Annotated in this window: 19 protein-coding genes and 2 pseudogenes; 12 read left to right on the forward strand and 9 right to left on the reverse strand. The window is 64.7% G+C overall.

The window, feature by feature from the left end:
- Positions 1-18: 18 nt before the first annotated feature.
- The 7 genes and pseudogenes from B2790_RS18065 (at position 19) to B2790_RS18095 (ending at position 6,747) form a co-directional block, all read left to right on the forward strand.
- Entirely contained in the window at positions 19-852 is an 834-nt protein-coding gene (locus B2790_RS18065; RefSeq protein ID WP_013973028.1) for an alpha/beta fold hydrolase, read from the forward strand.
- Positions 849-2,330: an aldehyde dehydrogenase gene (locus B2790_RS18070; protein WP_085617093.1), complete on the forward strand. Its 1,482-nt coding sequence runs from the start codon at positions 849-851 to the stop codon at positions 2,328-2,330. Before B2790_RS18065 ends, B2790_RS18070 begins: the two co-directional genes overlap by 4 nt.
- Positions 2,331-2,343: 13 nt before the next feature.
- A complete protein-coding gene (locus B2790_RS18075) occupies positions 2,344-2,829 on the forward strand; it encodes a flavin reductase family protein (RefSeq protein ID WP_003258675.1) in 486 nt (161 codons plus the stop codon).
- A 142-nt stretch (positions 2,830-2,971) separates the two neighbouring features.
- Positions 2,972-3,361 carry a carboxymuconolactone decarboxylase family protein gene (locus B2790_RS18080; RefSeq protein WP_008100863.1) on the forward strand — a complete coding sequence of 130 codons (390 nt, stop codon included), beginning with the start codon at positions 2,972-2,974 and terminating at the stop codon, positions 3,359-3,361.
- Positions 3,362-3,451: 90 nt separating this feature from the next.
- Positions 3,452-4,198, forward strand: a complete 747-nt coding sequence (locus B2790_RS18085) for a GntR family transcriptional regulator (RefSeq protein WP_013973031.1) — start codon at positions 3,452-3,454, stop codon at positions 4,196-4,198.
- Between the two features lie 21 nt (positions 4,199-4,219).
- The gene (locus B2790_RS18090; RefSeq protein ID WP_274120790.1) at positions 4,220-4,783 is read left to right on the forward strand and encodes an NUDIX hydrolase; all 564 of its coding nucleotides are present in this window, start codon (positions 4,220-4,222) and stop codon (positions 4,781-4,783) included.
- 182 nt (positions 4,784-4,965) lie between these two features.
- Positions 4,966-6,747, forward strand: a pseudogene (locus B2790_RS18095) (ATP-binding protein).
- A 3-nt stretch (positions 6,748-6,750) separates the two neighbouring features.
- Here the strand turns inward: B2790_RS18095 and B2790_RS18100 are convergent.
- Entirely contained in the window at positions 6,751-7,383 is a 633-nt protein-coding gene (locus B2790_RS18100; RefSeq protein ID WP_023660833.1) for a LysE family translocator, read from the reverse strand.
- Between the two features lie 168 nt (positions 7,384-7,551).
- Positions 7,552-8,166 (reverse strand): LysE family translocator, encoded by a 615-nt coding sequence (locus B2790_RS18105; protein WP_015270734.1) that lies wholly within the window; start codon positions 8,164-8,166, stop codon positions 7,552-7,554.
- A 112-nt stretch (positions 8,167-8,278) separates the two neighbouring features.
- Between B2790_RS18105 and B2790_RS18110 the strand changes: the two genes are divergently transcribed.
- Both B2790_RS18110 and B2790_RS18115 read left to right on the forward strand, forming a co-directional pair.
- Positions 8,279-8,731: an Lrp/AsnC family transcriptional regulator gene (locus B2790_RS18110; RefSeq protein WP_015270735.1), complete on the forward strand. Its 453-nt coding sequence runs from the start codon at positions 8,279-8,281 to the stop codon at positions 8,729-8,731.
- Between the two features lie 394 nt (positions 8,732-9,125).
- A pseudogene (locus B2790_RS18115) lies at positions 9,126-10,538 on the forward strand (purine-cytosine permease family protein).
- Positions 10,539-10,664: 126 nt separating this feature from the next.
- Here B2790_RS18115 and B2790_RS18120 read toward each other — a convergent pair.
- The 5 genes from B2790_RS18120 to glnT all read right to left on the reverse strand — a co-directional run bounded on the left by B2790_RS18120 (position 10,665) and on the right by glnT (position 16,472).
- Positions 10,665-11,969, reverse strand: coding sequence for an ammonium transporter (locus B2790_RS18120; protein WP_274079129.1), 1,305 nt, complete (start codon positions 11,967-11,969; stop codon positions 10,665-10,667).
- Positions 11,970-12,122: 153 nt separating this feature from the next.
- Complete coding sequence (locus B2790_RS18125; protein ID WP_013973039.1) at positions 12,123-13,448, reverse strand: FMN-binding glutamate synthase family protein; 1,326 nt, start codon at positions 13,446-13,448, stop codon at positions 12,123-12,125.
- Positions 13,449-13,463: 15 nt separating this feature from the next.
- Positions 13,464-14,138: a protein glxC gene (locus B2790_RS18130; protein ID WP_025338783.1), complete on the reverse strand. Its 675-nt coding sequence runs from the start codon at positions 14,136-14,138 to the stop codon at positions 13,464-13,466.
- Between the two features lie 27 nt (positions 14,139-14,165).
- Positions 14,166-15,071 carry a class II glutamine amidotransferase gene (locus tag B2790_RS18135; protein WP_025338782.1) on the reverse strand — a complete coding sequence of 302 codons (906 nt, stop codon included), beginning with the start codon at positions 15,069-15,071 and terminating at the stop codon, positions 14,166-14,168.
- Between the two features lie 66 nt (positions 15,072-15,137).
- The gene (gene glnT, locus B2790_RS18140) at positions 15,138-16,472 is read right to left on the reverse strand and encodes a type III glutamate--ammonia ligase (protein WP_286919392.1); all 1,335 of its coding nucleotides are present in this window, start codon (positions 16,470-16,472) and stop codon (positions 15,138-15,140) included.
- A gap of 314 nt (positions 16,473-16,786) precedes the next feature.
- Here glnT and B2790_RS18145 point away from each other — a divergent pair, with 314 nt between their 5' ends.
- Positions 16,787-17,380, forward strand: coding sequence for a helix-turn-helix domain-containing protein (locus B2790_RS18145; RefSeq protein WP_025338781.1), 594 nt, complete (start codon positions 16,787-16,789; stop codon positions 17,378-17,380).
- Between the two features lie 63 nt (positions 17,381-17,443).
- Here B2790_RS18145 and B2790_RS18150 read toward each other — a convergent pair whose 3' ends face one another.
- Positions 17,444-18,148, reverse strand: coding sequence for an NUDIX hydrolase (locus B2790_RS18150; protein WP_137163685.1), 705 nt, complete (start codon positions 18,146-18,148; stop codon positions 17,444-17,446).
- Between the two features lie 138 nt (positions 18,149-18,286).
- On the opposite strand from B2790_RS18150, the gene B2790_RS18155 reads away from it, so the two are divergent.
- Together B2790_RS18155 and pncB are read left to right on the forward strand one after the other, a co-directional pair.
- Positions 18,287-18,937 carry an isochorismatase family protein gene (locus tag B2790_RS18155; RefSeq protein WP_286919393.1) on the forward strand — a complete coding sequence of 217 codons (651 nt, stop codon included), beginning with the start codon at positions 18,287-18,289 and terminating at the stop codon, positions 18,935-18,937.
- Positions 18,934-20,133: a nicotinate phosphoribosyltransferase gene (gene pncB, locus B2790_RS18160; protein WP_286919394.1), complete on the forward strand. Its 1,200-nt coding sequence runs from the start codon at positions 18,934-18,936 to the stop codon at positions 20,131-20,133. The genes B2790_RS18155 and pncB overlap by 4 nt, the downstream gene beginning before the upstream one ends.
- A 114-nt stretch (positions 20,134-20,247) precedes the next feature.
- On the opposite strand, the gene B2790_RS18165 is transcribed toward pncB, so the two are convergent.
- Positions 20,248-21,135, reverse strand: coding sequence for a LysR family transcriptional regulator (locus B2790_RS18165; RefSeq protein ID WP_286919395.1), 888 nt, complete (start codon positions 21,133-21,135; stop codon positions 20,248-20,250).
- Between the last annotated feature and the right edge of the window lie 33 nt (positions 21,136-21,168).

The raw sequence follows: 21,168 nt of genomic DNA on the forward strand, positions 1-21,168 counted from the left end.
CTTCAAGGAGCGCCCTCCATGATTCAGCCTGTCGCTGAACGCACACCCGCCGGCACCAGCTACCTGTCCGTCGGCCAGGGCCAACCCGTGGTACTGATCCACGGCGTGGGCCTGAACAAGGAAATGTGGGGCGGTCAGTTCGTTGGCCTGGCCAACGACTACCGCGTCATCGCCTACGACATGCTCGGCCACGGCCAGAGCGCACTGCCGGCCGCCGACATCGGCCTGGAAGGCTATGCCGCCCAGCTCGCCGAACTGCTCGACCACCTGCAGATCGCGCAAGCCACCGTGATCGGCTTCTCCATGGGCGGCCTGGTCGCCCGGGCGTTCGCCCTCGAATACCCACAGCGCCTGGCTGCACTGGTAGTGCTCAACAGCGTGTTCAACCGCACCCCCGAGCAGAGTGCCGGCGTTATCGCCCGCGCCGCCCAGGCTGCGCAGCTGGGCCCCGACGCCAACGTCGACGCCGCGCTCGACCGCTGGTTCAGCCGTGAATACAAGGCTGCCAACCCGGCGCAGGTCGCCGCCATTCGCCAGGTGCTGGCGAGCAACGACCCGCAGGGCTACCACACCACTTATTCGCTGTTCGCCACCCAGGACATGTACCGCGCCGCCGACCTGGCCAGTATCCAGGTGCCGACGCTGATCGCCACCGGCGAACTCGACTCGGGCTCCACCCCGGCCATGACCCGCCAGCTCGCCGCCAGCATTCCTGGCGCGCACAGCGTGGTCCTCGCCGAGCAACGGCATATGATGCCGGTGGAAGCACCGCGTGAAGTCAACAAGATGCTGCTGGACTTCCTCGCGCAAGCCCGCACCCTCACCGAATCCGCCAAGGGGATTGTTGCATGACCCTCGTTCGTTTCCAGATGTGCATCGACGGCCAATGGCGCGATGCCCAGAGCGGCAAGACCTTCGACAGCCTCAACCCGGCCACCGCCCAGCCCTGGGCGCAACTGCCCGACGCCGACGAGGCCGATGTGGAACTGGCCGTGCAGGCCGCCCAGCGTGCCTTCGACAGCAAGGAGTGGCGCAGCATCACCGCCACCGCGCGCGGCAAGCTGCTGCGTCGCCTGGGTGACCTGATTGCCGAAAACAAGGAACACCTGGCCCAGCTGGAAAGCCGTGACAACGGCAAGCTGATCCGCGAAACCCGCGGCCAGGTCGGCTACCTGCCGGAGTTCTTCCACTACACCGCAGGCCTTGCCGACAAGCTTGAAGGCGGCACCCTGCCGCTGGACAAGCCCGACCTGTTCGCCTACACCGTGCACGAGCCGATCGGCGTGGTGGCCGGGATCATCCCGTGGAACAGCCCGCTATACCTCACCGCAATCAAGCTGGCCCCGGCCCTGGCCGCCGGCAACACCATCGTGCTCAAGCCGTCCGAGCACGCCTCGGCGACCATCCTCGAGCTGGCCCGCCTGGCCCTCGAGGCCGGCTTCCCGGCTGGTGTGGTCAACGTGGTCACCGGCTACGGCCCCAGCACCGGCGCGGCGCTGACCCGCCACCCGCTGGTGCGCAAGATCGCCTTCACCGGCGGCGCCGCCACCGCCCGCCACGTGGTGCGCAGCAGCGCCGAGAACTTCGCCAAGCTGTCGCTGGAGCTGGGCGGCAAGTCGCCGAACATCATCTTCGCCGATGCCGACCTGGACAGCGCCATCAACGGCGCCGTGGCCGGCATCTATGCCGCCTCCGGGCAAAGCTGCGTGGCCGGCTCGCGCCTGCTGGTGCAGGACGAGATCTTCGACGAGTTCGTCGAACGCCTGATCGCTCGCGCCAAGCGCATCCGCATCGGCAACCCGCAGGACGATGCCAGCGAAATGGGCCCCATGGCCACCGCGCAACAGCTGGCCGTGGTCGAAGGCCTGGTGGCCGCGGCCAAGGCAGAAGGCGCCAAGCTGCACATGGGCGGCAAGCGTGCCGAAGTCGAGGGTGACGGCTGGTTCTACGAGCCGACCCTGTTCGAGTGCGACAGCAACTCGATGACCATCATGCAGGAGGAGGTGTTCGGCCCGGTTGCCGCGGTAATCCGCTTCAAGACCGAGGAAGAGGCCCTGGCCATCGCCAACGACTCGCAGTTCGGCCTGGCCGCCGGCATCTGGACCCGCGACCTGGGCCGTGCCCACCGCCTGGCCCGCGACGTGCGTTCGGGGATCATCTGGGTCAACACCTACCGTGCCGTGTCGGCCATGGCGCCGATCGGTGGGTTCAAGAACAGCGGCTACGGCCGTGAGAGCGGCATCGATTCGGTGCTGGCCTATACCGAGCTGAAGACCGTGTGGATCAACCTGTCCACCGCGCCGATGCCCGACCCGTTTGTGATGCGCTAAGAGGTAGCACGAGATGATCGAACCAGGCATCTACAAAGACGTGATGGGCTCCTTCCCGTCCGGCGTCACGGTGGTCACCACCCTCGACGCCGACGGTGGCATCGTCGGCATCACCGCCAGCGCGTTCAGCGCGCTGTCGATCGACCCGGCGCTGGTGCTGTTCTGCCCCAACTACGCATCCGACACCTACCCCATCCTGCGTGACAGCAAGCAGTTCGCGATTCACCTGCTGTCCGCCGACCAGACCGCCGAGGCCTATGCCTTCGCCGGCAAGGGCAAGGACAAGGCCAAAGGCATCGACTGGCACCTGAGCGAGCTGGGCAACCCGCTGCTGGCCAAGGCCACGGCGATCATCGAGTGCGAACTGTGGCGCGAGTACGACGGCGGTGACCACGCGATCATCGTCGGCGCGGTGAAGAACCTGGTGCTGCCGGCCGAGCCGGTAACCCCGATGGTCTACCACAAGGGCAAGCTGGGCGCCCTGCCGCCCCTGGGCTGATAGACCGCTTTGGCTTCTTCGCGGGCTCGCCCGCTCCCACAGGTACTGCGCAGGTTTCAGCACCTGTGCAATCCCTGTGGGAGCGGGCAAGCCCGCGAAGAAGCCAACACCGATGACCCTGTTTTGATCCGGAGTACTGCACATGAGCAATGAAAAGTACGAAAAAGGCCTGCAGATCCGCACCCAGGTACTGGGCGAGGACTACGTCAACCGCTCGATCCAGAACGCCGACGACTTCACCAAGCCGTTGCAGGAGCTGGTCACCGAATACTGCTGGGGCCACGTCTGGGGCCGCGAAGGCTTGTCGCTCAAAGAGCGCAGCATGATAAACTTGGCCATGATTTCCGCGCTCAACCGGCCCCACGAGCTCAAGCTGCACATTCGCGGCGCCTTGCGTAATGGCCTGAGCCGTGAACAGATTCGCGAGATCCTGCTCCAGGTCGGCATTTATTGCGGCGTGCCCGCGGCGGTGGACAGTTTCCGCCTGGCCCGCGAAGCGTTCGCTGAAGCCGATGCGGAGTCAACCCGTTAACACCGGGCTGTTCGAACCCACGCAAGGAGCACCCAAGGTTCGTGGTGCTGTTGCGGTTGCGGCCGGGCAGCCTCTTTAAGAGCGCACTTGATGAAACGCCAGCCACTCGACGACAGCTTCAAGGTCAACCGCAACCCCGTTACCCTGCGCGAAATCGTGCTCGACAAGCTGCGCGCCGCGATCATGAACTTCCACCTGCTGCCAGGCGACCGCCTGGTCGAGCGCGACCTCTGCGACCGCCTCGGCGTCAGCCGCACCTCGGTGCGTGAAGCCCTGCGCCACCTCGAATCCGAAGGCCTGGTGGAATTCGCCGACGCCAAGGGCCCGCGCGTGGCCATCATCACCCTGGAAGACGCCCGCGACATCTACGAGCTGCGCTGCGTGCTCGAAGGCCTGATCGTGCAGCTGTTCACCCTCAACGCCAAGGCCAAGGACATCCGCGCCCTGGAACGCGCGCTGGAGGTCAACCGCGAAGCCCTCGAGGAAGGCGAACTGCAACAGGTGCTGGACTCGGTACAAGGCTTCTACGATGTGCTGCTGGAAGGCTCCGGCAACCAGGTGGCGGCCCAGCAGCTGCGCCAGTTGCAGGCGCGCATCAGCTACCTGCGCGCCACCTCGGTGTCGCAGGAGAACCGCCGCGGCGCCAGCAACCGCGAAATGGAAAAGATCGTCGAGGCGATCAAGAGCGGCGACCCGCTGGTTGCCCACCAGGCCTCGGTCGACCACGTCCGCGCCGCCGCCAAGGTGGCCCTGGACTACCTGCGCCAGAAGCAGGATGACAACGTCAAGGTGCGCGAGATGGTCGAGCCCCTGGCCTTGAAGGACCCACGCATATAAGCCACCCACAGGCCACCGATCATGCCCAACGCCCCGCGCTACTGCCCGCACTGCACCACGGAACTGGCCCGGGGCGTTCCCACTGGCGACACCCACGAACGCCTGCACTGCACCGGCTGCGGCTACATCCACTACATCAACCCGAAGATCATCGCCGGCTGCATCATCGAGCGTGATGGCAAGTACCTGCTGTGCCAGCGCGCCATCCCGCCGCGCCCCGGCACCTGGACCTTGCCGGCCGGGTTCATGGAGGCCGGCGAAACCACCGAGCAGGCGGCCCTGCGCGAGGTCTGGGAAGAAAGCGGCGTACGTGCCGAAATCGTCTCGCCGTACTCGATCTTCAGCGTCCCGAAGATCAGCGAGGTCTACATCATCTTCCGCGCCATCGCCACCGAGGAAACCGGGCAGTACGGGGTGGAAACGCTGGAGTACAGGTTCTTCGAACCGGACGAGATCCCGTGGGACGAGATCTACTACCCGGCAATCCGGCAGATTCTCGAGCGCTATATCCTCGAGCGGCAGGCCGGGGTTTATGGCATCTACATGGGCAATGACGACACAGGCAAGGTGCACTTCATTCGCTAGCCTGTACCGGCCCTATCGCCGGCAAGCCAGCTCCCACCTGGACCGCATCGACTTCAAGTCATGCGCAGTCCTGTGGGAGCTGGCTTGCCGGCGATAGGGCCGGTACAGCCACCAAAAATTCTCGCCAAACGTCTATTCTGGATGCACCCTTAAGGCCTTACGCAAAAGGACCGGCAGAGCACATGGCAAAATGGCTAGACGGCGGCGGGCTGATGGCCGAGCGCATCCGCAACCACGATTGGGCCGCCACCACACTGGGCCCGCTGCAGCACTGGCCCGACCCGCTGAAAACCAGCCTGGCCCTGTGCCTGGCCTCGCGCTTCCCACAAGCTGTGCTCTGGGGCCCTGACCTGCTCACCCTGCACAACGACGCTTTCTCGCAGATACTCGGGCAAAAGCCCTCGGCCCTGGGCATCCCCTTCCGCGCCGTGTGACAGGAAGCCTGGGCCGACATCGGCCACATGGCCAACCGCGCTCTGGCCGGCGAGGCGGTGTTCATCGAAGACTTCCCGCTCGTCATCGACCGCAACGGCAGCCCCGAACGGGCCTATTTCACCTTCTGCTACAGCCCCATCCGCGACCATGACGGCAAGGTGCTGGGCATGCTCGATACAGTCACCGAAACCACCGCCAGCGTGCTCGCCAACCAGCGCCTGAAATTCCTCGACGACCTGGGCCGTGCCGTGGCCGACGCCACCGACCCGGACCAGATCCTTGCCACTACCACGCGCATGCTGGTCGAGCACCTGCAACTGTCGAGTTGCGCCTATGCGGTGATGGAGCCCGACGAAGACGGTTTCACCATCTGCGGTGACGCCGTGGCGCCCGGCTCGCCGCATCTGTTGGGCCGCTATCGCTTGCAGGATTTCGGCGAGCTGGCGCTCGGCCGCCTGCGCAGTGGCCTGCCGTTGGTCATCCAGGACAACCTGAGCGAGCTGTCCCCGGAGGAAGCTGCCACCTTCCAGGCCATCGGCATTACCGCGACCATTTGCATGCCCCTGATCAAAGGCGGCCGGCTGACCGCGCTGATGGCCATCCACGACAAGGCGCCACGGGAGTGGACCCACTATGAACAGGCGCTGATCAGCGAAGTCACCGAGCGCTCCTGGGCGCATGTCCAGCGGGTGCAGGCCCACACCGAAGTGCGCGAGGCCATGGCGGCACTGGAGGCGCTGAATGCCACCCTCGAACAGCGCGTCGACGAACGCACCACCCAGCTGCTGCATACCGAAGCCGTGCTGCGCCAGGCCCAGAAGCTCGAAGCCATCGGCCAGCTGACCGGCGGCGTGGCCCATGACTTCAACAACCTGCTGACCATCATTCGCTCGTCGCTGCATTTTCTGCAGCGCCCCAACCTCGATGCACAGCGCCGCGAGCGCTACCTCAAGACCATGTCCGACACTGTCGACCGCGGTACCAGGCTGACCGGCCAGTTGCTGGCCTTCGCCCGCCGCCAGGCCCTGAGCCCGCAAGTGTTCGAGGCCGGGCCACGGCTGGAAGCCATGGCCGACATGCTCGACACGGCCACCGGTGCGCGGATCCAGGTCGAGCTGCAGTTACCGCAGGCGCCTTGCCATATCCGCGCCGACCTCAACCAGCTGGAAACCGCGGTAATCAACCTGATGCTCAACGGCCGCGATGCCATGGCCGGCGAAGGCACCTTGCAGCTGCGCCTGCAGGCCGACCAGCGCCTGCCCGCCCTGCGCGGCCAGGCGCCACAGCCGGGCCAGTTCGCGGCGATTTCGGTGAGCGACAGCGGTGTCGGCATTGCCGCCGAACTGCTGGAGCGCATCTTCGACCCGTTCTTCACCACCAAGGCACCGGGTGAAGGCACCGGGCTCGGGCTGTCGCAGGTGTTCGGTTTTGCCAAGCAGTCCGGGGGTGATGTGCAGGTGAACAGTGTCCCGGGCCAGGGCACCACCTTTACCTTGTACCTGCCCCAGGAGCCGCCGCCTGAGGCCTAGCGGTCAGCGCCGCCCTTCGGCCAGCATGCGCACGGCCAGGCCCGCCAGCACCGTACCCATCAGCCAGCGCTGAACCTGCTGCCACAGCGGGCGACCGGCGAGGAATACGGCGATGGACCCTGCCATGATCGCGATCAGTGCATTGACCGAAACGCTGATGGCGATCTGCGTCGACCCCAGCACCAGCGACTGCAGCAGCACGCTGCCATGCCCAGGCTCGATGAACTGCGGCATCAACGACAGGTACATGACGGCGATCTTGGGGTTGAGCAGGCTGGTGGCAAAGCCCATGGTGAACAGCCGCCGCGGGCTGTCGGCAGGCAGGTCGCGAACCTGGAACGGCGAACGACCACCAGGGCGCAGCGCCTGCCAGGCCAGGTACAACAGGTACAGCGCGCCACCGATGCGCAGCGCGTCGTAGGCAAAAGGCACGGCCATCACCAAGGCGGTGATACCCAGCGCGGCGCAGAACATGTAGATGACGAAGCCCAGGGCCACACCACCCAACGAAATCAGCCCGGCCTTGCGGCCCTGGCAGATCGAGCGGGAGATCAGGTAGATCATGTTCGGCCCTGGGGTCAGGACCATGCCGAGGCAGATCAGGGCGAAGGTGAGCAGTTGCGTGGTTTCGGGCATGGGGCACATCCTGGTTGTGCGTTGGAGTGCTGCGAGTTTATCCGAGGCTTTGTCTATCGTCTGTACTGGCCTCATCGCCGGCAAGCCAGCTCCCACAAGTACCCCGCATGGCTCAGGCCCGGCATTGAACCGGTGGGAGCTGGCTTGCCGGCGATGAGGCCAGTGAATTCAACTTATTTGACCCGCTATCAAGCCCAGGGCCACCGTGATCATCGCCACCCCCGACACCCGCCCGACCAGCTTCGCCGCCCCCGGCCGGGTGCTCAGCACGGCTTTGGCGCCATAACCGACCAGCGAGTAGATCACCAGCGAGCTGCACAGGTGCACCAGGCCCAGCAGCAAGATCTGCAACGGCACCGGCCAGCTCGACTGCGGGTCGGTGAACTGCGGCAACAGCGCCAGGAACAGCAGGAACACTTTCGGGTTCAGGCCACTGACGCAAAACCCTTTCAATGCCCAGCGGGACCCCGACTCCCCCGCACCATCCTGCCCGGCCGCCGGCAATGCCGGGCTCAGCAGCAGGTTGCCACCCAGCCACAGCAGGTAGCTGCACCCCGCCAGGGTCAGCAAGGTCAGCGCCAGCGGGTGGCCGGCCAGCAGGCTGCCGACCCCGGCCGCCACCACCAGGGTCGCAAGGAAATGCCCCGACAACATCCCCGCCACCGCGGGCATCACCCAGCGCCCGCGCATGCCGGCCGAAATGGCGTAGGCCCAGTCCGCGCCCGGGGTAATCACGAACAGCATCGACACGGCCCAGAACGCCGTCAGAACACTGAGAGCCACTTGAATCTTCCTTTGTCCACTGCTTTGGGATGACGAAAGATTACGGATTCCGTCGAGGGATTTTCTTTCGTATATTCCCCAACAGACCTCAATTACTGGAAGATCCTTCTCGATGGACAGGACTGATCGAAAAATCCTTGCCGAACTGCAAAAAGACGGTCGGCTATCGGTGACCGAGCTGGCAGACCGTGTGGGGCTGAGCCTGTCGCCCTGCCATCGGCGCTTGAAGGCGCTGGAGGAATCAGGGGCGATTCTTGGCTATCACGCCCGCCTGGCGCCAAGCGCCCTGGGGCTGAACTTTGCCGCGCTGGTGTTCGTGACCCTGCGCGAAGTCACTCGCCAGCCGGTAGCGGACTTTGAAGCGGCGCTGGCCGAAATCCCGCAGATCGTCGAGGCGCAGCGGCTGTTTGGCGACCCGGATTACCTGCTGCATGTGGTGGCCAAGGATTTGCCGGCGTTCCAGAAGCTGTATGACGAGCAGCTGACCAGCATTCCCAATGTGAAGCGGTTGAGTTCGACCCTGGTGATGAAAGAGGTGATACAGGATCGGTTGTTGCCGATGTAGCGTTGTTGCCTGTGCCGGCCCTTTCGCGGGCTCGCCCGCTCCCACAGGTGCACCACAGAACCTGTGGGAGCGGGCAAGCCCGCGAAAGGGCCGGCACAGGCAACCATTCAACTGCCCTGAAAATGCGCACACCGCACCACCACCGCCCACCACAATCTACCTGTCTCCCCGCCAGCCCCTCTAGCCCAAGCCCTCCCGCCCCCTGGCACCCTCCTTGCTACCGTCCCCCGCTTAACCTTTTGTCAGCCTTAGGTTTTTTAAGGTTTATGGGCACATATTTACTAATTTCTCGTTATCCCCGCGCCCCGCATCATCGCTCCAACAAGAACGCGTCGCCCTTCGCCGGCACGCCCCCGGGCAGCTCCCGATGCCCTACCTTGCCTTGGAGTCAGTCATGACCAGTGCAGCCAATTCGGCACCCCTCATAGAAAAACACACGATCGGCTACGTGCCCCCGCAAGACCGCCATGGAAAGGTAAGGGATCTGTTCACACTGTGGTTCGGCGGCAACATCGCGCCGCTGCCCATCGTCACAGGCGCGCTGGGCGTGCAACTGTTCCACCTGAACCTGGTCTGGGGCATCGTCGCCATCCTGGTCGGCCACCTGGTCGGTGGCGTACTGATGGCGCTGCACTCGGCCCAGGGCCCACAGATGGGCATCCCGCAGATGATCCAGAGCCGCGCCCAGTTCGGCTCGCTCGGCGCGCTGCTGGTGGTGGTGATCGCCGGGGTCATGTACATCGGCTTCTTCGCCTCCAACATCGTCCTCGCCGGCACGTCGCTGCACGGCGTGGTCGATGCCGTGCCGGTACCGGTGGGCATCGTCATCGGTGCGCTGGGCTCGGGCATCATCGGCATCATCGGCTACCGCTTCATCCACGTGCTCAACCGCATCGGCACCTGGGTGCTGGGTATCGGCATCGTGGTCGGCTTCGGCTACATCTTCAGCCACGTGCAGAGCGACGACTTCCTCACCCGCGGCGGCTTCAACCTGGCCGGCTGGCTGGCCACCGTGTCGCTGGCGGCGCTGTGGCAGATCGCCTTTGCACCCTACGTGTCGGACTACTCGCGCTACCTGCCGGCGGACGTGAAGGTCAGCTCGACGTTCTGGACTACCTACCTGGGCTCGGCCCTGGGTTCGAGCCTGTCGTTCATCTTCGGCGCCGTCGCGGTGCTGGCGATCCCGGCCGGCATGGACACCATGGACGCGGTCAAGCTGGCCACCGGCACCCTCGGCCCGATCATGCTGGTGCTGTTCCTGCTTAGCGTGATCAGCCACAACGCCCTCAACCTGTATGGCGCAGTGCTGTCGATCATCACCCTGGTGCAAACCTTCGCCCACCGCTGGATCCCCACCGCCAAGAGCCGCGCCGTGCTGTCGCTGGTAGTGCTGACGGCCTGCTGCGTGGTGGCGGTGTTCGCCTCGGCGGACTTCATCGGCCACTTCGTCGACATGGTGCTGGTGCTGCTGGTGGTGCTGGTGCCGTGGACAGCGATCAACCTGATCGACTTCTATGCCATCCACAAGGGTGACTACGATATCCAGTCGATCTTCCAGGTCGATGGCGGCATCTACGGGCGCTAAAACCCGCAGGCGCTGATCGCCTATGCCGTGGGCATCGTGGTGCAGATCCCGTTCATGAACACGCCACTGTATGTCGGGCCGATTTCCGAGCATATCAACGGAGCGGACCTGTCGTGGCTGGTGGGGCTGGCAGTTACTTCGCCGCTGTACTGGTGGCTGGCCAGCCGTGACAGCGCCTACCGTCGCCGGCAGATGAGTGCCAAGGTGGCCATGGGGCACTGATTCAACCAGTGCCGGCCTCTTCGCGGGCTTGCCCGCTCCCACAGCGACACCACAGCCTTCGAGGCCGGTGACATTCCTGTGGGAGCGGGCAAGCCCGCGAATAGGCCGGTACAGGCAACACATCAATCAGAGGTTGTAGGCCCGCTCATTGTGCTCCGCCAGGTCCAGCCCCTGTTCTTCCTCCTCCCGGCTGGCCCGCAGCCCGATGGTCAGCTTGATCACCCCCAGAATCGCCCAACTCACCACAAAGCAATACACGAAGGTGAACGCCACCCCCTTCACCTGCACCAATGCCTGCCCGACCGGTGACGCACCCTCCACATAGCCGCCCAACGAAGGCGAGGCAAATACCCCGGTAAGGATCGCGCCGACCATTCCGCCCACGCCATGCAGGCCGAACACATCCAGGCTGTCGTCGTAGCCCAGCGCCTGCTTCAACCGGGTCACGGCAAAGAAACAGATGGCCCCGGTCAACAGCCCGATCACCAGCGCGCCCAGCGGCCCGACAAATGCACAGGCCGGGGTAATCCCGACCAACCCTGCCAAAGCCCCTGAAGCCGCACCCAAGGCCGTCGGCCGACCATGCGCCACCTTCTCGGTCAGCAACCAGCCGACAATCCCCGCACAGGCCGCCACCATGGTCGCCAGCATCACCACCCCCGCCGCCTGGTTGGCCGCCAGCCCCGAGCCGACGTTGAAGCCGAACCAGCCCACCCACAGCAACCCGGCGCCCACCAGGGTGAAACCGAGGTTGTGCGGCGGCATGGCCACCTGCGGATAGCCCTTGCGCTTGCCCAGCATCAACGCCGCAACCAGCGCTGCCACACCGGAGTTGATATGCACGGCGGTACCACCGGCAAAGTCCAGCACGCCCCAGTTGACCATCAACGCCCCCGGCCCGCCCCAGACCATATGCGCGATCGGCGCGTACACCAGCACGAACCAGGCGGCCATGAACAGCAACGAAGCACTGAACTTCATGCGCTCGGCAAAACCACCGGCAATCAGCGCCGGGGTGATGATGGCGAAGGTCAGCTGGAACACCGCGAACACGCCTTCGGGGATGCTACCGACCAGGCTGTCATGGCCGATGTCCAGCATCAGCGCCTTGTCCAGCCCGCCGATGAAGCTGTTGACGGTCAACTGCCCCTCGACCATGCCGGTGGTGTCTACCACCAGGCTGTAGCCGAACAGCACCCAGAGAATGCCGATCACCCCGGCAACGGCGAACAGCTGGGTGAAGACCGAGAGGAAGTTCTTGGCCCGCACCATGCCACCGTAGAACAGTGCCAGGCCCGGGATGCACATCATCAGCACGAACATCGCGGCGCAGATCATCCAGGCGGTGTTGCCGGTGTCCAGGGTGGGGTCGGCGGCGTGGGCCCGGGTGGTCAGGGCTAACAACATTACAGCGAGGGTGAGGTGCTTCATGGAGTCACTCCTGTGTGAATGGTGGGGGTGCCCTGGGGCTGCCTTGCAGCCCATCGCGACACAAGGCCGCTCCTACACGGGGGCGATACGCGGTCACCGGTAGGAGCGGCCTTGTGTCGCGAAAGGGCCGCAAAGCGGCCCCCGACGGTCAACTCAATACTGCGCCTGCCCCGGCACCCAGGCGGTCCCCGCCAACGGCACTCGCGCCATCGCCGCTGCCTCCACGGTCAACGCCACCAGGTCCTCCGGGTCGAGGTTGTGCAAGTGCGACTTGCCACACGCCCGCGCCATGGTCTGCGCCTCCAGCACCAGCACCCGCAGGTAGTTGGCCAGGCGGCGCCCGGCCTCCTCCGGGTTCAGGCGCCTGGCCAGTTCCGGGTCCTGGGTGGTAATGCCGGCCGGGTCGCGGCCGTTCTGCCAGTCGTCATAGAAACCGGCCGCCGAGCCGATCTTCTTCAGTTCGGCATCCAGCCGCGGGTGGTTGTCACCCAGCGCGATCAGCGCCGCAGTGCCAATGGCCACCGCATCAGCCCCGAGGGCCATGGCCTTGGCCACGTCGGCACCGTTGCGAATACCACCGGAAACGATCAGCTGCACCTTGCGGTGCATGCCCATTTCCTGCAGCGCCTGCACTGCCTGCGGAATGGCCGGCAGGATCGGGATGCCGACGTGTTCGATGAACACTTCCTGAGTCGCGGCAGTACCGCCCTGCATGCCGTCGAGCACGATCACATCGGCACCTGCCTTCACCGCCAGCTTTACGTCGTAGTACGGGCGGCTGGCGCCGATCTTCACGTAGATGGGTTTTTCCCAGTCGGTGATCTCGCGGATCTCGGCAATCTTGATCGCCAGGTCATCCGGGCCGGTCCAGTCCGGGTGGCGGCAGGCGCTGCGCTGGTCGACGCCGATCGGCAAGGTGCGCATGCCGGCCACGCGCTCGGTCACCTTCATGCCCAGCAGCATGCCGCCACCGCCCGGCTTGGCACCCTGGCCGAGGACGATCTCGATGGCATCGGCCTTGCGCAGGTCGTCGGGGTTCATGCCGTAGCGCGACGGCAGGTACTGGTACACCAGGTGCTGCGACTGGCCGCGTTCCTCCGGGGTCATGCCGCCGTCGCCCGTGGTGGTGCTGGTGCCGGCGATGGTCGCACCACGGCCCAGCGCCTCTTTGGCGTTGGCCGACAACGCGCCGAAACTCATGCCGGCGATGGTCACCGGAATTTTCAGGTGGATCGGCTTCTTGGCGAAGCGGGTGCCCAGCAGCACATCGGTGCCGCATTTTTCGCGGTAGCCTTCCAGCGGGTAGCGCGACACGCTGGCACCCAGCAGCAGCAGGTCGTCGAAGTGCGGCACGCGGCGCTTGGTGCCGCCGCCGCGGATGTCGTAGATGCCGGTTTCGGCGGCACGCTGGATTTCCTGGATGGTCAGGCGGTCGAAGGTGGCCGACTCACGCAGTACTGGTGGGAATTGCTCGCTCATGGGAATGCTCCTGGATCAGTACGCGCTGGCGTTGTCGACTTTGAAGTTGTACAGCTGGCGAGCCGAGCCGTAGCGTTTGAAATCGGCAGCCTTGTGGTCCAGGCCGGCCTTGTTCAGCAGTTCCTGCAGCTCTTGCAGGTGCTCGGCGCGCATCTCTTTCTCGATGCAGTCCGAGCCCAGCGACTGCACCGCACCCTTGACGTAGATGCGCACCTCGTACAGCGAATCGCCCAGCGCATCGCCGGCATCGCCACACACCACCAAACGCCCGGCCTGGCCCATGAAGCAGCTCATGTGGCCGATGCTGCCGCCGACGACGATATCCACGCCCTTCATGGAAATACCGCAACGCGCGCCGGCGTCGCCCTCGATCACCAGCAGCCCGCCATGGGCGGTGGCGCCGGCGGCCTGGGAGGCGCTGCCCTTGACCCGCACCGAGCCGGACATCATGTTCTCGGCCACGCCGACACCGACGTTGCCATGCACGGTGACACTGGCCTGCTGGTTCATGCCGGCGCAGTAGTAGCCGGCGTGGCCTTCGATATCCACGGCCACGGCGGCGTTGATGCCCACGGCCAGGTTGTGCTTGCCGTCGGGGTGGGTCACCCGCCATTCGTGGTCCTGCACCTCACCGTGCAAGGACTGGTTGAGGACACGCACCGAGGTGCTGGAAAGGTCGATCGTCTTCATGTGGTTCTCCAGTGGTTCGGTGGCAGGTCAGGCGCTTTCGCGTTCCCAGACGTACAGGGTGGCCGGGGCCGGTTCCCAGACCTTGGCGTTCTCGATGCCCGGCAGGCTGGCCAGCGCCTGATACTCCGAGGCCATGGCCACGTAGTCGTCGGTCTCGGCCAGCACGGCGGGCTTGCAGGCGATCGGGTCGCGGATCACGGCAAAGCCGTTGCGGGTGCCGATGGCGAAGGTGAAGAAGCCGTCCAGGTCTTCCAGGGCGCCATCCAGGGCCTGGGCCAGGCTGTCGCCCTGCTGCAGGCGCCAGGTCAGGTAGCCGGCGGCCACTTCGGTGTCGTTGTCGGTCTCGAAACTGATGCCTTCGCGCTTGAGCTCCTGGCGCAGGCGGAAGTGGTTAGACAGCGAGCCGTTGTGCACCAGGCACAGGTCGGCGCCGGTGGAGAACGGGTGGCTGCCTTCCATGGTCACGGCGCTTTCGGTGGCCATGCGGGTATGGCCGATGATGTGGCTGCCTTTCATGCCGGCCAGGCCGAAGCGGCTGGAGATTTCCGCCGGCAGGCCCATGCCCTTGAGGATCTCGATGCTCTGCCCGGCGCTCATGATGCGCACGTCAGGGGCCAGTTCGCTCAAAGCCTGGCGGGCCGATGCCTCGTTGGTGTGCACCTTGAGCACGGCGGCGCTGGCGTTCTGGAACCAGTCCAGCGAGCAGCCCAGGCGCCCTTCCAGCTGGCCCATCAGCGCCGCCCAGGGGTAGTTGATGTCAGTGGCCTGCAGGGTCAGCTTGACCCAGCCATCGGCCACTTCGTCGCCGTAGATGGCAAAGCCGGCGCTGTCCGGGCCACGGTCGGTCATGGCTTCGAGCATGGGTTCGAAGAGCTTGCCGAGCTGGGCTTCCAGCTCGGGTTTTTTCAGGTACAGACCTACGATTCCACACATGGTGATGCTCCTTACTAGGCAGTGGGCGACCGCGTTCGTGCTGGCCGCCCAAGGGATTGGGGGCGGTCAGAAGAATTCGGTGTAACGCTGGATTTCCCAGTCGGAGACGTGGCGGGAGTACTCCACCCACTCCATGCGCTTGAGCTTGATGAACTCGTCGACGATCTCGGCGCCCAGCACTTCGCGGAACAGCGGGTCGGCCTCCAGGGCGTCGGCGGCTTCCTTCAACGACTGCGGCAAGGTCTTGATGCCGCGTGCGGCAATCTCTTCCAGGCTCAGGTTGTAGAGGTTCTCGTTGCACATCTCGCCCGGCTCCAGCTGACGGTCGATGCCATCGAGGCCGGCAGCGATGATCGCGGCGGTGACCAGGTATGGGTTGCAGCCAGCGTCCGGCAGGCGGAACTCCAGGCGGCCATAGGGGATGCGCACCATCGCCGAGCGGTTGTTGGCGCCGTAGGCGACAAACGCCGGGGCCCAGGTGGCGCCGGAAAGCGAGCGGCCGACCACCAGGCGCTTGTACGAGTTGACCGTGGGCGCGGCGAAGGCGCACAGCGCCGGGCCATGGGCCAACAGGCCTGCGGCAAAGTGGTAGGCCAACTTCGACAGGCCCATGCCGCTGCTGTCGGACGGGTCATGGAACAGGTTCTTGTTGGTGCTGCTGGCCAGCGACAGGTGGAAGTGCATGCCATTGCCAGCGCGCTTGGGGTCGGGCTTGGGCATGAACGAGCAGATCATCCCCAGGTCGTTGGCGATCTCGCCAGCGGCCATGCGGAAGAAGGTGAAGCGGTCGGCCGACTCCATGGCGTCGCTGTAGGTGTAGTTGATCTCGAACTGGCCGTTGGCGTCCTCGTGGTCGATCTGGTAGATGTCGAAGCCCACCGGCTGCAACGCCTCGGTCAGGCGTTCGAGGAACAACCGCGAACGCGACAGGCCCTTGTAGTCGTAGCACGGCTTGTCGAGGTTGTCGGAGGCGTCCACCAGTTGCAGCTTGCCATCCTCGTCGCGGCGGAACAGGCTGAACTCGGGCTCAAGGCCGGTATTCAGGGTCCAGCCTTTGTCGGCCAGGCGCTGCACCTGCTGCTGCAACACGTAGCGGCTGTCGTAGGGCCACGGTTGGCCGTTTACGTGGCCTACACACACCACCCGGCCGTAACCCGGCTGCCACGGTACCGGGATCAAGGTGGAAAGGTCGCCGCGGGCCATGAAGTCGGGGCCGTGCGGTTCCATGCCCATGCCGCAGATGGCGAACCCGGCAAAACCGGCGCCCTCCTCGGCCACCATCTTCAGGCCCGAGACCGGCACCGATTTGGTCTTCGCCGAGCCATGGATATCGACGAACTGCGCCAGCACGTACTTGATGCCGTGCTGATCGAGGGTGCGCTGGGTTTCTGCTGGCAACATGGGTTGAACACTCCTGGGCAAGGGGCAATGATTCCGTATAGGAAACTTACTTTCCTCACAGGAATGCAATGTGCTTGCCAACTTTGTTCAGGGTGCAACCTTGTGTTGCCTGTTCGGGCCTCTTCGCGGGCCTGTGGGAGCGGGCGTGCCCGCGAAGAGGCCGGTACGGCCAGCACAAAACCCAAGCAGATTTCCATGCTCCATTTATGGGAAACTTGTTTTCACCCGAGGAAAGATGCAGCCACCGCAGCTGCATTTCGCACTTTCCCAGTGCGAAAAATTTATTCTTGAACTGAAACCGTGCAGGACATTCGATGCCAACCGAAACCGAACCGCGCCTTCGCCTGGAGCAGTACCTGGGCCTGCAGATCAAGCGCCAGCGCCAGGCCCAGTCCCTCAAGCTCGCCGACGTGGCGCGCATCGCCGGCATCAGCCAAGGCATGCTGAGCAAGATCGAGAACGCCCAGGTGTCCACCAGCCTCGACACCCTCAGCCGCCTGTGCGATGTGCTGGGCATGCCGATGGCCAAGCTGTTCAGCCAATATGACCAGCCCGACGGCAATGCCTTGCTGGTGAAAGCCGGTGAAGGGCTGGAGGTGGTGCGCCGCGGTACCGAGAAAGGCCACACCTACCATTTGCTCAATCACGCCAGGGGGCCGAAGAAGAACTTCGAGGCGTACATGGTGACCATGGACGACGCCAGCGAAGAGTTCCCGACCTTCGCCCACCCCGGCACCGAGTTCCTCCACTTGCTGGAGGGTGAACTGGTGTACCGCCACGGCAACCAGCTCTATCACATGCAGGCCGGCGACAGCCTGACCTTCGACGGCGAGACCCCGCACGGCCCCGAGCAGCTGGTGCAGGTACCCATCCGCCTGTTGTCGATCATGAACTACGGCGACGAGTGACGCGGCGCGCCAGGCACCCGCGGAGAACAGGATGCCAACCGCTGCGCACACTGATGCAGGCGACTAAGCGCCCTCAGGCAGCAGACTGCGGTCAAACATGAACGCCCGCTCCCCCTGTGGTGTGTACTGATACAACTGCTGCGGCCGGCCCAGCCTGGGCTGGTTCTTCTCCCCGGTGTCCCTCACCCACCCCTGCTCGCGCAAGCGCTCCAGGCGTTTGCGCAGCGAGGTGTTGTTCACCGCCTGCCCCAGGCACGCCTGCACCGCACCTAGCGCATCCAGCACAGTGAACTTCTCCGCCAGCAGGTACAGCGGCAGGCTGCTGTACACCGTCTTCGCCGCCAGCCGCTCACGGGCGCGCTCCACCAACAGGTTGTGATCAAAGGGCAACAGCACCTTGCGCGCCAATACGCTGTCCAAGTCGAAAAACGCCAGTTGCTCGCCCTCGACGACCTGCCCGGGTTCGAGCAATGCCAGGTAATAGGTGCTGAGTGACCATCCACGCGGGTCGCGGAAAGCATTGCCCTCGGTGCCCACCTGTTCCATGTAGCACGGTACGACCTGGGTTTTCTCGCGCAGCGCGCGTTCGGCAGCAGCTTCCAGGCTGGTGTCGGGGGTGCGGCCATTGACGATCACCCCGGGCAAGGCCCACTGGCCGGCATGCGGTTCACGCTCACGACGGTGCAACAGCACCTGCAGATGCTGAGCTTCGGGGGCCATGCGCAGGGCGACGATATCGACGCTGGCCAGGACTTCGACTGCATTCACCGGGCGACTCCTTGTTCAAGCTCACCATAATCCACCAGAGCATCTAAGTAAGGCAAGCAGAAAGCCCGTTTCAAAAGTTGCTTGACACACTTAATACACCAAGTGAATTATGTATCCATTCCAGCGAGGAGAACCGCCATGAAGATCGCCAGTTTCGATGTCGACGCCCAGAACGGCTTCACCAGCAACGTGCCGCAAGAGCTGCCGGTTCCCGAAGGCAATGAAATCGCGGTAGATCTTAATACCATGGCCTTGCGCGCCGATCTGCGCCTGGGCAGCAAGGACGCCCACCCGGCCAACGCCGCCTGGGTAGTCGCCGACCCCGCGCACATGCTGCAGCCCCTGCAACTGGCCAACGCCGACCTGACCTGGGTCAGCCACTGCGTCCCCGGCACACCCGGCTTCGAGTTGCTGCCCGGCCTGCCGGCCCCCATCGACTACGACTATTTCGTGTGGAAAGGCGTCGAGCCCGACCTGCACCCCTACGGCGCCTGCTACCACGACCTGGCCGAACGCCGCTCCACCGGGGTGATCGAATACCTCAAGGTGCAGCAGGTGGGCGCGGTGATCGTCGGTGGCCTGGCCCTGGACTATTGCGTCAGGACCACCGCCCGCCAATTGCGCCAGGCCGGCTTCCAGGTGCTGTTGTACCTGCCGGCCTGCCGCGCCCTCACCCAGGCAGGCGGCATCGAGGCGTGTGGCGCCCTGGCCGCCGACGGCGTGATCCTCTGCGGCGACGAAGCCGCGCTCGACCACCAGCTCACTCTGATCAAGGAAGACCGCCCATGAGCGACAGCATTTTCGGCCCACGCATCATCCAGAACCTGCTGGACACCGACTTCTACAAGATCACCATGATGCAGGCGGTGCTGCACAACTACCCCAACGCCGAGGTGGAGTGGGAATTCCGCTGCCGTAACGGCGAGAACCTCGCACCTTACCTGGCGGAAATCCGTTACCAGGTCGAGCAACTGGCCGATGTCAGCATCACGCATGACCAGCTCGCCTACCTGGAGAAGATCCCGTTCATCAAACCGGACTTCATCCGCTTTCTCAGCCTGTTCCGCTTCAACCTGCGCTATGTACAGGTAGGCCTGGATGATGCCGGGCAACTGGCGATTCGCGTGCGCGGGCCGTGGTTGCACGTGATTCTCTACGAGATCCCGCTGCTGGCGATCATCAGCGAGGTACGCAACCGCTACCGTTATCGCGAGGTGGTGATCGAACAGGTCCGCGAGCGCCTGTATCAGAACCTCGACTGGCTGAAGGCCGAGGCCAGCGCCGAAGAACTGGCCGGTTTCCAACTGGCCGACTTCGGCACCCGGCGGCGCTTCTCCTACCGGGTGCAGGAAGAGGTGGTGCACATTCTGAAGCGTGACTTCCCGGGCCGCTTTGTCGGTACCAGCAACGTGCACCTGGCCCGCGAATACCAGCTCAAGCCGATCGGCACCATGGCGCACGAGTGGTTCATGGCCCACCAGCAACTCGGCCCGCGCCTGGTCGACAGCCAGGCTGCCGCGCTGGAATGCTGGGTACGGGAATACCGGGGGCTGCTGGGCATCGCCCTGACCGACTGCATCACCATGGACGCGTTCCTGGGCGACTTCGACCTGTACTTCGCCAAGCTGTTCGATGGCCTGCGGCATGATTCGGGCAACCCGCTGGCCTGGGCGGAAAAGGCCATTGCCCACTATGAGCGGCTGGGGATCGACCCGAAGAGCAAGACCCTGATCTTTTCCGACGGGCTGGACCTTGCCAAGGCGCTGGGGCTGTACCGGGCGCTGCATGAGCGGATCAATGTGAGCTTTGGCATTGGTACCAGGCTGACCTGCGATATACCGGGGGTGGAGCCGATGAACATCGTGATCAAGATGACGGCCTGCAATGGGGCACCGGTGGCCAAGATTTCCGACAGCCCGGGCAAGACACAGTGCCGGGATGAGAACTTCGTAGCCTATCTGAAGCATGTGTTTCGGGTGGATTGAGGTTGCCTGTGCCGGCCTCTTCGCGGGCTCGCCCGCTCCCACAGGTACTGCACCGCATTCAAGAACCGTGAGAAACCTGTGGCAGCGGGCAAGCCCGCGAAGAGGCCAGCACAGTCACCTCACCTCTTGCAGGCCAACACACAACTCCAGAAACCGCGCTGCAGCCCGCGACGGGGTGGCTGCATGCGGCACCAGAATGGAAAACCGCCGCACCAACGCCTGCGGCACAACCTGCAACCGCTGCAACGCCCCATCCTCATGCCGGATCGACATCGCCGACACAAAACCAATCCCCATCCCGGCCCGCACTGCCTCCTTCACCCCTTCCACGCCGGCAATCTCCAGCGCCACGCGCATCGCCACGCCACTGCGGGCAAATGCCCGCTCGACGATCTGCCGCACACCCGAGCCGCTCTCGCGTAATACCAACGGGTAAGCCCCCAGCGACGCCAGCGTCTGTCGGTCACTGCCAGCCAGCGGATGACCACGCGGCACGATGGCCACGATCTCGTCCTCCCGCCACGCCGTCACCGCCGTGCCCAATGGCAGTTCCTGCCCAGGCGGCCCTTCGATCAGGGCGATATCGACGCTGTCCAGCGCAGCGACGATTTCTGCCGTATTGCCGTTGGAAGTGCTCACCAGCACCTCCGGGTAGCGGGCATGGAAATCGGCAATCAGGTAAGGCAGCAGGTAGCTGGCCGGCGTGGTACTGGCGCCGATGCGCAAGGTACCGCGCTCCAACCCGCGCATGGCCTCGCGCAATGCCTGGGCCTGACGGAAGGTTTCGCGCAGGCGCTCGGCATGGGCCAGCAATTGCTCGCCGGCTGCTGTCAGCCGCACACCCCGGCCGGCGCGCTGATACAGCGGCTCGCCAAAGGCCTCCTGCAGCAGCTTGAGCTGGCCAGACACCGCCGGCTGCGACAAATGCAAGGCCTGGGCCGCATGGCTGATGTTGCCGTACTCGGCGACGGTGGCAAAAGTTATCAGTTGTTCTGGGGTCATGAATGAAAAATATCAGCTAAACGGATATTTGCC

Origin of the sequence: Pseudomonas sp. UBA6753, assembly GCF_002453565.1 — a bacterium.
In the GTDB taxonomy this organism is placed as follows: Bacteria; Pseudomonadota; Gammaproteobacteria; order Pseudomonadales; family Pseudomonadaceae; genus Aquipseudomonas; species Aquipseudomonas putida_Z.

Coding starts and splice junctions, on each gene's coding strand:
- B2790_RS18125 (WP_013973039.1), bottom strand. CDS start 13,448: ATGAGCGAGCAATTCCCACCAGTACTGCGTGAGTCGGCCACCTTCGAC.
- B2790_RS18085 (WP_013973031.1), top strand. CDS start 3,452: ATGAAACGCCAGCCACTCGACGACAGCTTCAAGGTCAACCGCAACCCC.
- B2790_RS18075 (WP_003258675.1), top strand. CDS start 2,344: ATGATCGAACCAGGCATCTACAAAGACGTGATGGGCTCCTTCCCGTCC.
- B2790_RS18090 (WP_274120790.1), top strand. CDS start 4,220: ATGCCCAACGCCCCGCGCTACTGCCCGCACTGCACCACGGAACTGGCC.
- B2790_RS18130 (WP_025338783.1), bottom strand. CDS start 14,138: ATGAAGACGATCGACCTTTCCAGCACCTCGGTGCGTGTCCTCAACCAG.
- pncB (WP_286919394.1), top strand. CDS start 18,934: ATGAGCGACAGCATTTTCGGCCCACGCATCATCCAGAACCTGCTGGAC.
- B2790_RS18065 (WP_013973028.1), top strand. CDS start 19: ATGATTCAGCCTGTCGCTGAACGCACACCCGCCGGCACCAGCTACCTG.
- B2790_RS18070 (WP_085617093.1), top strand. CDS start 849: ATGACCCTCGTTCGTTTCCAGATGTGCATCGACGGCCAATGGCGCGAT.
- B2790_RS18135 (WP_025338782.1), bottom strand. CDS start 15,071: ATGTGTGGAATCGTAGGTCTGTACCTGAAAAAACCCGAGCTGGAAGCC.
- B2790_RS18120 (WP_274079129.1), bottom strand. CDS start 11,969: ATGAAGCACCTCACCCTCGCTGTAATGTTGTTAGCCCTGACCACCCGG.
- glnT (WP_286919392.1), bottom strand. CDS start 16,472: ATGTTGCCAGCAGAAACCCAGCGCACCCTCGATCAGCACGGCATCAAG.
- B2790_RS18165 (WP_286919395.1), bottom strand. CDS start 21,135: ATGACCCCAGAACAACTGATAACTTTTGCCACCGTCGCCGAGTACGGC.
- B2790_RS18145 (WP_025338781.1), top strand. CDS start 16,787: ATGCCAACCGAAACCGAACCGCGCCTTCGCCTGGAGCAGTACCTGGGC.
- B2790_RS18155 (WP_286919393.1), top strand. CDS start 18,287: ATGAAGATCGCCAGTTTCGATGTCGACGCCCAGAACGGCTTCACCAGC.
- B2790_RS18080 (WP_008100863.1), top strand. CDS start 2,972: ATGAGCAATGAAAAGTACGAAAAAGGCCTGCAGATCCGCACCCAGGTA.
- B2790_RS18110 (WP_015270735.1), top strand. CDS start 8,279: ATGGACAGGACTGATCGAAAAATCCTTGCCGAACTGCAAAAAGACGGT.
- B2790_RS18100 (WP_023660833.1), bottom strand. CDS start 7,383: ATGCCCGAAACCACGCAACTGCTCACCTTCGCCCTGATCTGCCTCGGC.